The sequence below is a fragment of the Janibacter limosus genome, assembly GCF_004295485.1.
Lineage (GTDB): Bacteria > Actinomycetota > Actinomycetes > Actinomycetales > Dermatophilaceae > Janibacter > Janibacter limosus_A.
Map to the genome: position 1 here is coordinate 2,819,941 of NZ_CP036164.1, position 12,173 is coordinate 2,832,113.

Consider the following 12,173-nt stretch of genomic DNA (forward strand, 5'->3'; position numbering starts at 1 on the left):
ACACTCGATGGGTGAGCACTCATGCGACCCCTGCCGAGACGAGCCCGCACCTGCTCGTCGTCGAGGACGAGCCCAACATCCGTGAGCTCCTGGCGACCTCGCTGCGCTTCGCCGGGTTCCAGGTCGAGGTGGCCGGCGACGGCGCCACTGCGCTCGACATCGTCCACCGCCTCGAGCCCGACCTGATCGTGCTGGACGTCATGCTCCCCGACATCGACGGCTTCGAGGTCGCCTCCAGGCTGCGGGCGGCAGAGCGGCACCAGCCGATCCTCTTCCTCACTGCGCGCGACTCGCTCGACGACAAGATCAAGGGCCTGACCGTCGGCGGCGACGACTACGTCACCAAGCCCTTCTCCCTCGAGGAGGTCATCGCCCGCATCCGGGTCATCCTGCGCCGCACGCAGGACGTGCCCTTCGCCGAGTCGGTGCTGCGTTTCGCCGACCTCGAGCTCGACGACGAGGGGCACGAGGTCCGGCGTGCCGGTCGCTCCATCGACGTCTCCCCCACGGAGTTCAAGCTGCTGCGCTACCTGATGCTCAACCCCAACCGGGTGCTGTCCAAGGCGCAGATCCTCGACCACGTGTGGGACTACGACTTCCGCGGGGAGATGGGGATCGTCGAGTCCTACATCTCCTACCTGCGGCGCAAGATCGACACCGAGGGCCTGCCCACGCTGATCCACACCAAGCGTGGCTTCGGGTACGTGCTGCGCCTGCCCCCGGAATGAGCCGCAGATGAGCATGGAGCGGGTCACTGCGCCCGTCGTCCGCAAGCTCGAGGCGATGCCGCTCACCTGGCGGCTCGTCGTCATCCTGCTCACTCTCCTGCTCGCCGCCCTCATGGCGACCTCCCTGACGACGGCCTGGCTCGTCCAGCGCGACCTCAAGGCCAATGTCGACGACCAGCTGCGCGCCGTGGCCAGACCGATCGCCGAGGACGACGCCGCCGTGACCGTCGGCGGCGACAGCGGCGACATCTACAACCACACGACCTCCACGGACCCCACCAACTACTTCTTCGTGCGCCAGCCCTCCGACGGCTCCGCGTGGCAGTACCGCTTCCCCACGGGTGAGGCCAGCCGCCCCGACGTCCCGGTGCTCCGGCTCGACGACCCACGGGTGCTCGACGGTCAACCCTTCACCGTGCCATCCCTCGACGGCAGCACGCGCTGGCGCTTCATCGCCGGCCACTACACCGCCCCCGACAACTCCACCTTCGCCGTGGGCATGCCGATGACGGGGGTCAACCAGATCGTCCGGCGCCTGGCCATCGTCACCATCGTGGTGGGCCTGGCGGCGCTGCTCACCTGCGGAGTGCTCGGCTGGTTCGCGACGAGGCGAGCCTTCCGCCCCCTTCGCCGCATCGAGGACACCGCCGCCGGCATCGCGGCAGGAGACCTCAGCCGCCGCGTCCCGGTCCGCTACAGCCGCGACGAGGTGGCGAGCCTCAGCGACTCGCTCAACGGCATGCTCGGGCAGGTCGAGCGCAGCTTCACCCTCCAGGAGGCCTCCGAGACCAAGATGCGCCAGTTCGTCGCCGACGCCAGTCACGAGCTGCGCACCCCGCTGGCCACCGTCCGCGGGTACGCCGAGCTCTACCGGCAGGGAGCCGTGCAGGGACCCGACCAGACCGCACAGGCGATGGACCGGATCGAGGGTGAGGCCGCTCGCATGACCGGCCTCGTCGACGACCTGCTGATGCTGGCGCGACTCGACGACCAGCGCCCACTCGAGCTGGCCGAGGTCGATCTGGTCGTGCTCGCCGCCGAGACCGTGCACGATGCCCGGGTCCGCGCGCCCCAGCGCCACATCCAGCTCGTCGGGCTCGACGCAGACCTCGTCCCCGTCGTCCTGCGTGGCGATGACGGCCGGCTGCGACAGGTCCTCGGCAACCTCATCGGCAATGCCCTCATGCACACCGCCGACGACGTCCTCGTCCAGGTGCGGGTCGGTCAGGTCGGGGACCGCGCCGTCGTCGAGGTCCGGGACCACGGCGTGGGGATCGCGCCCGACATGGCTGCGCGTGTCTTCGAGCGCTTCTACCGCGTGGACAAGGCCCGCTCCCGTGCCCGTGGTGGCAGTGGGCTGGGTCTGGCGATCGTCGCCGCCATCGTCGGCCAGCACGACGGCACGGTCCGGGTGCTCGAGACCCCGGGCGGCGGAGCGACCTTCCGGGTCGAGCTGCCCGGGTCGCAGCCGATCCGCCCCGACCGGGTCTGAGGGGCCTGGTCCGAGGTCCGGGCGTGGCCGGACGGGCCGGCGCACAGCAAGCCCACAGGCAATGCCAAGCCGGGCCCGAAGTTGCCGGGGCACTGTGGAGGGACAGCCTCGACAAGGAGCCCCTGATGGACCACCCGACTGCACCGATCCCGCCGCACTCCCCTCGACCCGACGCCGGCCCGACACCGACCACCTCCTACGCGACGGCACTCACGGCACCACCTGCGCCGCCCATGCGGCGACACCGCGGTCGCCGCATCGGTGAGCTGACCGCGGTCGGCATCCTGTCCGCGGCCCTCGCCACCGGCGGTACGTGGGGGGTCATCTCCCTGACCGACCAGGGGTCCGGCGGGAGCACGGGGGCCACGTCCTCCTCCCAGGGCAGCGGGGACAGCGCCAGCGTCGTCCCGGTGAGCACCGCCGCCAAGAGCAACCCGGACTGGAATGCCGTGACCGACACCGTCTCCCCGAGCGTCGTCGCGATCACCGTCAAGAGCGGCAGCTCCGGAGGGGAGGGTTCCGGCGTCATCATCGACGACAAGGGTCGGGTACTCACCAACGACCACGTCGTGAGCGGGGCTGGTGACGGCGCCCGCATCACCGTCACCCTCGCCGACGGCAAGACCTATGCCGCGACGATCGCCGGGCAGGACGCCTCGACGGACCTCGCGGTCGTGACGATCACCGACCCACCCAAGGACCTCAAGCCGATCACGATGGGCAGCTCCGGCGGCCTCGAGGTCGGCGACCCGGTCATGGCGGTCGGCAACCCGCTCGGCCTGGCCGGCACGGTCACGACCGGCATCGTCAGCGCGCTGAACAGGCCGGTCGCCACGAGCTCCACCCAGGGCCAGGGCCAGGACCCCTTCGGGCAGCAGCAGTCGACCCCGGTGGTCACCTCCGCCATCCAGACCTCCGCCGCGATCAACCCCGGCAACTCCGGCGGCGCCCTCGTCGACGCCGCCGGGCGCCTCGTCGGGATCAACTCCTCGATCGCCTCCCTCGGCGGCTCCGGAGGCCAGTCGGGCAACATCGGTATCGGCTTCGCCATCCCCGTGGACGAGGCCTCGTGGATCGCCGAGCAGCTGATCGAGGACGGCAGCGCGCAGCACGCCTTCCTCGGGGTGACCCCCGCCGACGGGTCGGCCACGATGGGGGCGGCCACCCGCTCGGGCGCGGAGGTCCGCCAGGTCTCCGGCGGCAGCGCCGCCGACAAGGCCGGTCTGCGCAAGGGCGACCTCATCGTGGGCGTCGACGGCACCAATGTCAGCTCGGCCGAGTCGCTCGTGGGCCTCATCCGCGCCCAGCGCAGCGACTCGACCGTCTCGTTGAGCGTCATCCGCGACGGCCAGGAGCAGACGATCAAGGCCGCCCTCGGGACGGCGCCGTCCGTCCAGAGCTGACCGAGCCCGACGGGCTCAGGGGACTCACAGGTCGATGCCAGCAGCGTCCAAGTCTGGTGGTGCAGAGTCTTTCTCAGGAGCACAGGACAAGGAAGCAACGGTCGCTCGATCGTCTCCTCCCCGACGCAGGCACCGACTTCCTCTGGCTCCCACAGGGGTGCTACCCCCGCCTTTGGGTGTGGCGTCTGAAGGCGGCGTTGAGTAGCCGAACTCATGCCCCCAGCGTGCTGACCACAGCACACTGGGGGCATGAGCATGTCAGAACCGATCCTCGACTCGATGCGCGCGATCGAGGACGACTTCGCCGAGGCGATGTCGCGCATGTACAGCGTGGGCAACGACCTGGCCCGCGTCCGTGCACGACTGAGCGCGGAGGCCACCGACGCACCGCAGACGAGTGCGATCGAGGCGAGTGCGATCGAGGCGAGCCCCGAGCACTGGACCCCTGTTGCGGCACCGGTGGTGGGCGCTGGTCACCCCTCGCCGGCCCAGCCGACCCGGGGCCAGCCGTCCCCGCCACCGGTCGCTCCCGGACATGTCATGCCGCCGCCCGCGCCGGCGGGCACTCCCCCCTTCGTCCCACCGATGGCGCTGGCACCCGCCGAGCCCTGGTGGCAGCGGGACGGGCTGGTCGCCAAGCTGCTGGTCGTCGTCGGGACCGCGATCACCCTCATCGGTGTCGCCTTCCTGCTGGCTCTCGCCATCCAGATGGGCTTCTTCGGCCCCCTCGCCCGGGTGCTGAGCGGCGCCCTGCTGGCCATCGCCCTCGTCGGTGCCGCGGTCCTCGTGCGGCGGCGGCCCTCTGGCACCATCGGCGCCCTGGGGCTGGCCGCCACCGGCATCGCGACCGCATATCTCGACGTCCTGGCCATGACCCGCATCTACGAGTGGGTCCCGTTGCCCGTGGGCATGGTCATCGCGGGCCTCATCGCCCTCGGCGGTGTCCTGCTCGCCCGCTCCTGGGACAGCCAGCTGCTCGCGGTCGTCGCCGTCCTCGGGGTCGCGCTCATGGCCCCCTTCGTCGGTCTCGAGCACGGACTGCTCACGGGCGCCTTCCTCCTCGTCCTCGCCGCCGCCACCTGGCCCGCACAGGTCGGGCGGGACTGGTGGGTGCTGGAGCTGGCGCGCATCCTGCCGACGGCGCTCTTCCTCACCGCCCTGGCTGCCGTCCACGAGCGGACCGACGTCGCCGGTCTGCTCGCTGTGCTCTTCGCGGTCCTGGTCCTCGCCACCAGCCTGGCCGGCGCCCGGGTCACCCGCCTACCCAGGCAGCTCGGTGCATTGGTCCCGGTCGGGGTCCTGCCGCTCGGCGCAGCCGCCCTGGCCGTCGACGACCGCTGGAGCGGGGCCGGGCTCTTCGTCGTCGCCACCTGCTTGCTCGTCTTCGTCGCCAGCCTGGCCGACCACCGTGAGGGCACCCCGGTGCAGCACCGGCTGCCCGAGTTCGCCCTCGGCACCGCTGGCCTGACCTCGCTGTGCGCTGCACTCCGCGCCGGCGACGGGCAGGGGTGGACCCCGGTCATCGGCGTCGGTCTCTGCCTCGTCTGGGCCGTGGCCGCCCTGGCCCTGCGGCACCGCGTCACGCTCGTCGTGGCGCTCGCCCTCGGCGCGCTGGCGACGCTCGGTGCCCTCACGCTGCTGCCGCACGTCATCCTGCGCAGCCTCTCCGACGAGGTCGCGGTGCGACACCTCGTCGCGGCGGTCGGAGTCACCGCCCTCTACCTCGTGCTCGCCCGGGCCGTCACGAGCGTCCTGCCCACCCTGGCGCCGGCCCTGCCCCGGGCGCTCCTCGCGCTGTCCGTGCTGTGGGTGGGCGGCAGCGTCGTCCTGCTCATCACGCTCGTCGGCCAGCTCGTCGACGACCCGCGCGGAGGCTTCACCGCAGGTCAGGCCGGCGCGACCGTCGTCTGGATGGCCATCGCAGCGGTCCTGCTGCTGCGGGGCCTGCGCGGGTCCACCCTCGCCATCCCCGCCGGCCTGGCCCTGGCCGCGCTGAGCGTCGGCAAGCTGCTGCTCTTCGACCTGTCCTTCCTCGGCGGTCTCGCCCGGGTCCTCAGCTTCATCGTCGCGGGCCTGCTGCTGCTCGCCATGGGCGCCGGCTACGCCCAGGCATTGGAGCGCACCCGACGGGCGCCCCCCCCCCCCCCCGAGACCGGTCCTGTGGAAAACCCGGCGCCCGTCGGGCCGGTTCCTCCTAGCGTCTGAGGGGAGCCGGGCCGCAGGCGTCCGGACCACGAGCACGAAGGGGAACCCAACCATGGCCACATTCACCGTCGACACCGCGCAGGTCGCCAGCAGCGCAACCGACGTCTCCCGGATCTCCGAGGACGTCGAGACCACCGTGGCGAGCATGATGAGCCGCCTGATCTCGCTGCAGAACGACTGGCAGGGTGACGCGTCGACCAGCTTCCAGGACCTCATCAACGACTGGCGCGTCACCCAGCGCACGGTCAAGGAGAGCCTGGACGAGATCGGTCGGGCGCTCAGCGACGCGAGCCAGACCTATGACACCTCCGAGACCTCGGTCAAGAGCACGATGCGCTCCGGCCGCTGACGACGCGCGGCGGGGGCGGCGACCGCCGACCGGTCACCCCCCCCGCCACCCGCGTAGGCCACTCACTCCGTGGAGATCGCCCGCAGGACGTCCATCCTCGCGGCGCGGCGTGCCGGGAGCAGCGCGGCGAGCACGCCGATGATCCCGGCGAGGCCCACGAAGACGAGCATCTGCACCCACGGGATCGCCAGCTCGGTGATCCCGTCGTCGACCAGCGAGCGCTGGATCGCGACACCGGCGACGACCCCGAGGACGATGCCGAGCACCGCGCCGAGGAGGGCGATCGTCACCGACTCGAGAGTGATCATCCTGCGCAGCTGGGCACGTGAGAGGCCCACCGCCCGCAGCAGCCCGACTTCTCGGGTGCGCTCCATGACCGACAGCCCGAGGGTGTTGACGATCCCGAGGACCGCGATGACGATCGCCAACCCGAGCAAGGCGTAGATGAGGTAGAGGATCTGGTTGATGCTGCCCCGCTGCTCGGCGGCGTAGCCCTCCTGGTCCTTGAGGGTGACGAGCGGCTGCTGGTCGGTGATCCTCTCGATCCCGGCCCGCACGCCAGCCTTGTCGACGCCCTGGTCGAGGAAGATGAAGGCCCAGTTGTCGGCGGCCGCACCACCCATCGTCTCGACGGTGTCGACGGACAGCAGGATGTCGGGTGAGCCGATCGCCTGGATCTCGTCGTAGAAGCCGACGACCTTCAGCTGCTTGGTCGAGGCCCCCATCGAGACCTTGACGGTGCTGCCCACCTGCCGGCCGCCCTCGTGCTTGGTCGAGAGCATCACCGAGTCTGCGCCGATGTCCGCCGTCCCGGAGGTCGGCTCGATCTGCTCGACGTCGGCGAAGGTGCTCGGGTCGATGGCGGTGGCGAAGAGCCGACCCCCGTCGACCTCGGCGCTCACGAACCGCACGGGCGAGACCTCCCGCACCCCGTCGACGCGCGCAACCTGCTCGGCCACCGTGGACGAGAAGGGCTGCCCGACGGCGTTGCTGAGGATGTAGTCGGCGCGGAAGCTGTCCGCGATCTGCTTGTCGATGCTGGCGGTCGCGCTCGACGCGATGACACCCATGAGGGCCACGAGAGTCATCCCGATCATCAGTGCCGAGGCCGTTGCGGCGGTGCGACCCGGGTTGCGCACGGAGTTCTGCTCCGCCATCCGCCCGACGCTACCGAAGGCCCTGCGGTAGACCCAGCCGAGCCCGGCGATCAGGGGACGACCGACGAAGGGAGCGAGGAAGGCCGTGCCGAGGACGAGCCCGACGATGCCCGCCCCGATCCACCACAGCTGGCGGGAGTCGGCCACGAAGAGGCCGACCAGGAAGGCCACGACACCCAGCACCAGGACGGCGACCTCGAGGCCGCGCCGGACCGGGTGATGCCCGATGCCGGTGTCGATCGAGTCGCGCATCGCGGCGACGGGCGGCACGGAGCCGGCCCGGCGAGCGGGTACCCACGCCGCGAGCATGGTGACGACGATGCCGACCGCGTAGGCGGCGATGACGGTCCGCGGCGTGAAGACGAGCCCGCTGCCCGACAGGTCGAGACCGAAGGTGGCAAAGAGCGTCTGGATCCCCAGGGCCAGCAGCACCCCGAGCAGCAGACCGAGCGTCGCCCCCACGAGACCGACGACGAAGGCCTCGACGAGCACCGAGCGCACGACCTGACGCCTGGACGCACCGATGGCCCGCAGCAGCGCCAGCTCACGGCCGCGCTGGGCCACGAGGATGCTGAAGGTGTTGATGATGAGGAAGGAGCCGACGAAGAGGGCGATGCCGGCGAAGACCAGCAGGAAGGTGGTGATGAAGCCCAGCGCCTGCTGCACGTCGTTCTGGTTGGCGTCGGCGAGGCTCTTGCCGGTCCAGGCCTTGAAGCCCTCGGGCGCCAGGGGCTCGGCCTGGCTGCGCAGCTCGCCCTGGCTCACGCCGTCCTTGGCGGTGACCCAGACGGACGAGTACTCGTCCTTGCCGTCCATGAAGTACTTCTGCATCGTCGCGGTGTCGAAGACGGCGATCGAGGCGCCGGCCATCCCCCCTTCGCCGAAGGTCATCGTGCCGACGAGCGTGGCCGTGATGCGCGGGACCTTGCCCGTCGTGACGAGGGGGATCTCGTCCCCGACCGTGTACCCGGCGCGCTCAGCAGTCGTGGTGTCGACGACGACCTCACCAGTGCGCTCGGGAGCCCGGCCGTCGACGATGGCCAGGGGCGGCTCCCCCAGCTGGTTGGGGGCGTCGTTGTAGTTGAAGGCCAGCGCAGGTGCTCCCTGGCCACCGACGACCTTGCCGTTGGTCCCGACGACGAAGACCCCGATGGCGTCGATGCTGCCGTCGGCCCGGGCGGCGCCCGGCAGCGCAGCCAGCTCGTCGACCTCGGCCGCGGAGATGCGCGCGCCACCGGAGCCGCCGTAGTCGTCGGTCTGCTCCGCCTGGACGACGACGTCACCGACGGTGCCGTCCATGATGCCGTCGAAGGTGCGCCCGAGGGTGTCGGTGAAGATCAGCGAACCCGCGACGAAGGCGGTCCCGAGGACGATCGCCATCGCGCTCATGAGCAGGCGCGCCTTGCGCGCCAGCAGGGACTTGAGAGTGGCCTTGAGCATCAGTGGGCCCCGTTGCTGAGGGCGACCATCCGCTCGAGCACACTCTCGCGCTCGGGCTGCCACAGCTCGTCGACGATGCGGCCGTCGGCGAGGAAGAGCACCCGGTCGGTGTGGCTCGCGGCCACGGGGTCGTGGGTGACCATGACGATGGTCTGGTCGAACTCGTCGACGCTGCGCCGCAGGAAGCCCAGCACCTCGGCCCCCGAGGTCGAGTCGAGGTTGCCGGTCGGCTCGTCGGCGAAGATGATCGAGGGCTTCGACACCAGCGCCCGGGCGCACGCGACGCGCTGCTGCTGCCCCCCGGACAGCTCGCCCGGCCGGTGGCGAAGGCGGTCGCCCAGCCCGACGGTGTCGACCACCAGGTCGAACCACGCCGGGTCGGCCGCGCGCCCGGCGATGGCGAGCGGAAGGAGGATGTTTTCCTCCGCGGTCAGCGTGGGGATGAGGTTGAAGGCCTGGAAGACGAAGCCGATCCGGTCGCGGCGCAGCCGCGTGAGGTCCTTCTCCTTCAGCCGGGTGATGTCGGTGTCGCCGATGTAGGCGTGCCCCGAGGTGACGGCGTCCAGACCGGCGAGGCAGTGCATCAGCGTCGACTTGCCCGACCCGGAGGGGCCCATGATCGCCGTGAACTGCCCCCCACCGATGTCCAGGTCGATGCCGTCGAGCGCGGCCACGCTGGCCTCCCCCTTGCCGTAGACCTTGCGCAGCTCGTGCGTGCTTGCGGCAACCTGCGTGCTCATGTCCCCTGCTCCCGTGCGTCGTCCGATGCGTCCGCGACAAATCTAGGTGTGCCGGTGGGCTCCGGTCACTGGGGTATCCCCCCGCAGCCCACGGGTGGCGGGCCGCAGGAGGACGAAGGGAGGTCCCCTCAGAGCTCGACGGTGGAGACGACCCGCAGCCGCGGGTGGGCGTCGTCGCCGACCACGACGTCGCCGGTGACCCACCGCAGGGTCAGGTGCCCGTCGTGGACCTCGGCGACCGCGAGGTTGTTGTCGAACCACGGTCCGTGCGTCAGCTCCCACGGGTAGCGCAGGTGCGGGACCCCCTTCGTCCTGACGGCGAGCCATCGCATCGGCCGGACCAGGCCCTTGGCCATCTGCGACATCAGCACGCGGATCCCGCGCGGCATCGGGTTGCGGATCGGGCTGCACACGGCCTGCACGATGCGGCTGCGCGCGCCGTGCGATGCGGGATCGGTGACCTCGGCGACGTAGGAGTGGTGCACGTCGCCGGAGAGGAAGGTGACGGTGGCCGGCGGGTGGCCGCGCTCGCCGCGAGCGACCGACATGACGAGCTCGAAGACCTCGACGAAGCCGGACTGGAAGGCCCCCCAGTGCTCGAGGTCGACGGTCTGGCGCAGCGCCTCGGTGCCGCGCCGCACCGGCCCGGACCGGTGCGGGCTGGCGAGGGACTCGCTGATCGCCTCGGCGTCGTGGAGCCCGGGCGGGAGGAGGAAGGGGATGGACGTCCCGATGAAGAGGTGGTCCAGGTCGCCGGTCACCTGCTCGTCGAGCCAGGCGAGCTCGTCGTCGTCGAGCATCGAGCGCCGGTCGGGCTCGAGCACCCGGGCGGCGCGCGAGTCGAGCATGATCAGCCGCGAGCCACCGAGCGCGCGGGTGTAGCTCCAACGGTAGGTCTCGGGGTGCCGGTCGACTCGATCGGACAGACTGCGCAGCGGCTGCGTGAGGTCGACCTCGCCGGGGGCGGCGCCGTCGAGGAGCTGCCAGATCTCGTCTTGGGCCAGCTCCTCCGGAGCGAGGTTGCCGATGTGCTGGTGCACCCAGTAGCTCGTCAGCCCGGAGACGAGGCGCTCGTGCCACCACGGGGTCTGGTTGATCTCCTGGTGCCAGGTCCACGAGGTGTTCCAGTCGTCGCGGATGTCGTGGTCGTCGAAGATCATCGCGCTCGGCACGACCGAGAGCACCCAGCGGATCGCCGGGTCGCTCCACGCCAGCTCGTAGAGATGGGAGTACTCGGCGTAGTCCTTGATCTCCTCGCCCGGCGGCTCGTCGAGGCTGCGACGGGAGGCGATGAACTCGCGCATCTGCGGGCTGGTCTCGTCGGCGTAGACCTGGTCGCCGAGCATGGCCAGGACGTCCGGGCGGCGGAACTCCCCCTCGGCCATCGCCAGGGCGACGGTCCGCAGCGCGTCGACACCGTGGCTCTCGTGGTGCTCGGCGTCGTGCGGGACGCTCGTGCGGCAGGAGCCGAAGGCCAGCAGCGCTGGACGGTCGTGGTCCAGGGTCGCGACGCTCGGGTGGGGGAAGGGGGAGTCCCCCAGCGGCCACACCGGCTCACCATCGACCTGCACGGAGTACTCGTAGATGCGTCCCGGGCTCAGCCCGTCGAGCAGGACGAGGGCGTAGTGGTGCTCCTCGACGACGAAGCTGGCGGCGTGCCACTCCCGCCCGTCGGAGACGATGGTGACCCTCGCGGGCCGCGCGATCTCGACCCAGATCGAGGCGTCGTGCTCCCCGACGAAGCGCAGCAGGGGGCCGAGGACGAGCGGGGACGACGCAGTCATCGCTCCATGCTCGCCCTCGTGTCTGGGAGTCGTCTGGTCGGGGTCCCGCGACGTCCGGGACCCCGACCCACGACGGGGTCGTGCAGGGTCAGCGCCGTCGACGACGCAGGAGGAGGGCCAGGATCGCCAGCCCGCCCAGACCGGCGGCGAGCTGGGGGCCGTAGGCCTTCAGCAGCACCGGGAGCGCGGTGGCCCCGAGGTCGATCGCGTCGACGGAACCGGAGCTGCTCGACGCGGTCCGGGACGAGCGAGAGGCGGGTGCGGCGGCCGGCGCTGGCGCGGTGGCCGGTGCAGCAGTAGTGGCCGTCGCAGGAGCGCCGGCTGGTGCAGGAGCCGCGGCCGTCGCAGGAGCCGCCGCCGGTGTCGACCCATCGACCTGGTCCGGCGTCGACGTGGCCGCTGCCGGCTCGGGCGTCGCGTCCTCGGCGGGCCCGGCGAGCCGACCCGCGAGGCAGTCGACGAACTGCCCGAGGAGCTTGTCGGAGACGTCCTGCATGACGCCGCGGCCGAACTGCGCCGGCTTGCCGGTGACGTTGAGGTCGGTGACCACCTCGACCTGCGTGCTCGACGGTCCGAGCTCGGTCATGGTGGCGACGACGTCGGCGCCGGCCGTGCCGTTGCCCCGCTTGTCCTTGCCCAGGGCCTTGATCACCATGCGGTGGGCCGACGCGTCCTTGTCGACGAACTCGCCCGAGCCCTTGTAGACGAGCGCGATCGGGCCGAGCTTGACCTTGACGGTGCCCTCGAAGGAGCTCTCGTCCGCACTGGTGACCTGGGCTCCGGGGAAGCACCCGGCCACGGACTCGATGTCGCCGAGCGCCGCCCAGGTCTGCTCGATGCCGGCAGGGACGGTGAAGGTGTGGGTCAGCTGCACG

General features: G+C 71.3%; 9 protein-coding genes. 5 read left to right on the plus strand and 4 right to left on the minus strand.

Translation table 11 applies throughout. The annotated features are described in order from the left end of the window. Nucleotides 1–11 precede the first annotated feature (11 nt). The 5 genes from EXU32_RS13470 (at nt 12) to EXU32_RS13490 (ending at nt 6,177) form a co-directional block, all read left to right on the plus strand. Complete coding sequence (locus tag EXU32_RS13470; protein ID WP_130630361.1) at nt 12–728, plus strand: response regulator transcription factor; 717 nt, start codon at nt 12–14, stop codon at nt 726–728. A 7-nt stretch (nt 729–735) separates the two neighbouring features. After that, complete coding sequence (locus EXU32_RS13475; RefSeq protein WP_130630362.1) at nt 736–2,220, plus strand: sensor histidine kinase; 1,485 nt, start codon at nt 736–738, stop codon at nt 2,218–2,220. Between the two features lie 125 nt (nt 2,221–2,345). After that, a complete protein-coding gene (locus tag EXU32_RS13480; protein ID WP_242612792.1) occupies nt 2,346–3,623 on the plus strand; it encodes a S1C family serine protease in 1,278 nt (425 codons plus the stop codon). Between the two features lie 249 nt (nt 3,624–3,872). Then, nucleotides 3,873–5,828 carry a DUF2339 domain-containing protein gene (locus tag EXU32_RS13485; protein WP_130630363.1) on the plus strand — a complete coding sequence of 652 codons (1,956 nt, stop codon included), beginning with the start codon at nt 3,873–3,875 and terminating at the stop codon, nt 5,826–5,828. Between the two features lie 52 nt (nt 5,829–5,880). Beyond that, nucleotides 5,881–6,177: a WXG100 family type VII secretion target gene (locus EXU32_RS13490; protein WP_130630364.1), complete on the plus strand. Its 297-nt coding sequence runs from the start codon at nt 5,881–5,883 to the stop codon at nt 6,175–6,177. A gap of 62 nt (nt 6,178–6,239) precedes the next feature. Here the strand turns inward: EXU32_RS13490 and EXU32_RS13495 are convergent, their stop codons facing one another. The 4 genes from EXU32_RS13495 to EXU32_RS13510 all read right to left on the minus strand — a co-directional run bounded on the left by EXU32_RS13495 (nt 6,240) and on the right by EXU32_RS13510 (nt 12,172). Next, nucleotides 6,240–8,774, minus strand: a complete 2,535-nt coding sequence (locus tag EXU32_RS13495; RefSeq protein ID WP_130630365.1) for an ABC transporter permease — start codon at nt 8,772–8,774, stop codon at nt 6,240–6,242. Beyond that, entirely contained in the window at nt 8,774–9,514 is a 741-nt protein-coding gene (locus EXU32_RS13500) for an ABC transporter ATP-binding protein (protein ID WP_130630366.1), read from the minus strand. Before EXU32_RS13500 ends, EXU32_RS13495 begins: the two co-directional genes overlap by 1 nt. Before the next feature lie 128 nt (nt 9,515–9,642). After that, nucleotides 9,643–11,298, minus strand: coding sequence for an alkaline phosphatase D family protein (locus EXU32_RS13505; RefSeq protein ID WP_130630367.1), 1,656 nt, complete (start codon nt 11,296–11,298; stop codon nt 9,643–9,645). Between the two features lie 88 nt (nt 11,299–11,386). Next, complete coding sequence (locus tag EXU32_RS13510) at nt 11,387–12,172, minus strand: SRPBCC family protein (RefSeq protein ID WP_130630368.1); 786 nt, start codon at nt 12,170–12,172, stop codon at nt 11,387–11,389. Nucleotide 12,173 lies beyond the last annotated feature (1 nt).

Bases quoted from the DNA above. Each gene is read 5' to 3' on its own strand.
- EXU32_RS13475 (WP_130630362.1), top strand. From the start codon at position 736: ATGAGCATGGAGCGGGTCACTGCGCCCGTCGTCCGCAAGCTCGAGGCG.
- EXU32_RS13480 (WP_242612792.1), top strand. From the start codon at position 2,346: ATGGACCACCCGACTGCACCGATCCCGCCGCACTCCCCTCGACCCGAC.
- EXU32_RS13485 (WP_130630363.1), top strand. From the start codon at position 3,873: ATGAGCATGTCAGAACCGATCCTCGACTCGATGCGCGCGATCGAGGAC.
- EXU32_RS13490 (WP_130630364.1), top strand. From the start codon at position 5,881: ATGGCCACATTCACCGTCGACACCGCGCAGGTCGCCAGCAGCGCAACC.
- EXU32_RS13495 (WP_130630365.1), bottom strand. From the start codon at position 8,774: ATGCTCAAGGCCACTCTCAAGTCCCTGCTGGCGCGCAAGGCGCGCCTG.
- EXU32_RS13500 (WP_130630366.1), bottom strand. From the start codon at position 9,514: ATGAGCACGCAGGTTGCCGCAAGCACGCACGAGCTGCGCAAGGTCTAC.
- EXU32_RS13505 (WP_130630367.1), bottom strand. From the start codon at position 11,298: ATGACTGCGTCGTCCCCGCTCGTCCTCGGCCCCCTGCTGCGCTTCGTC.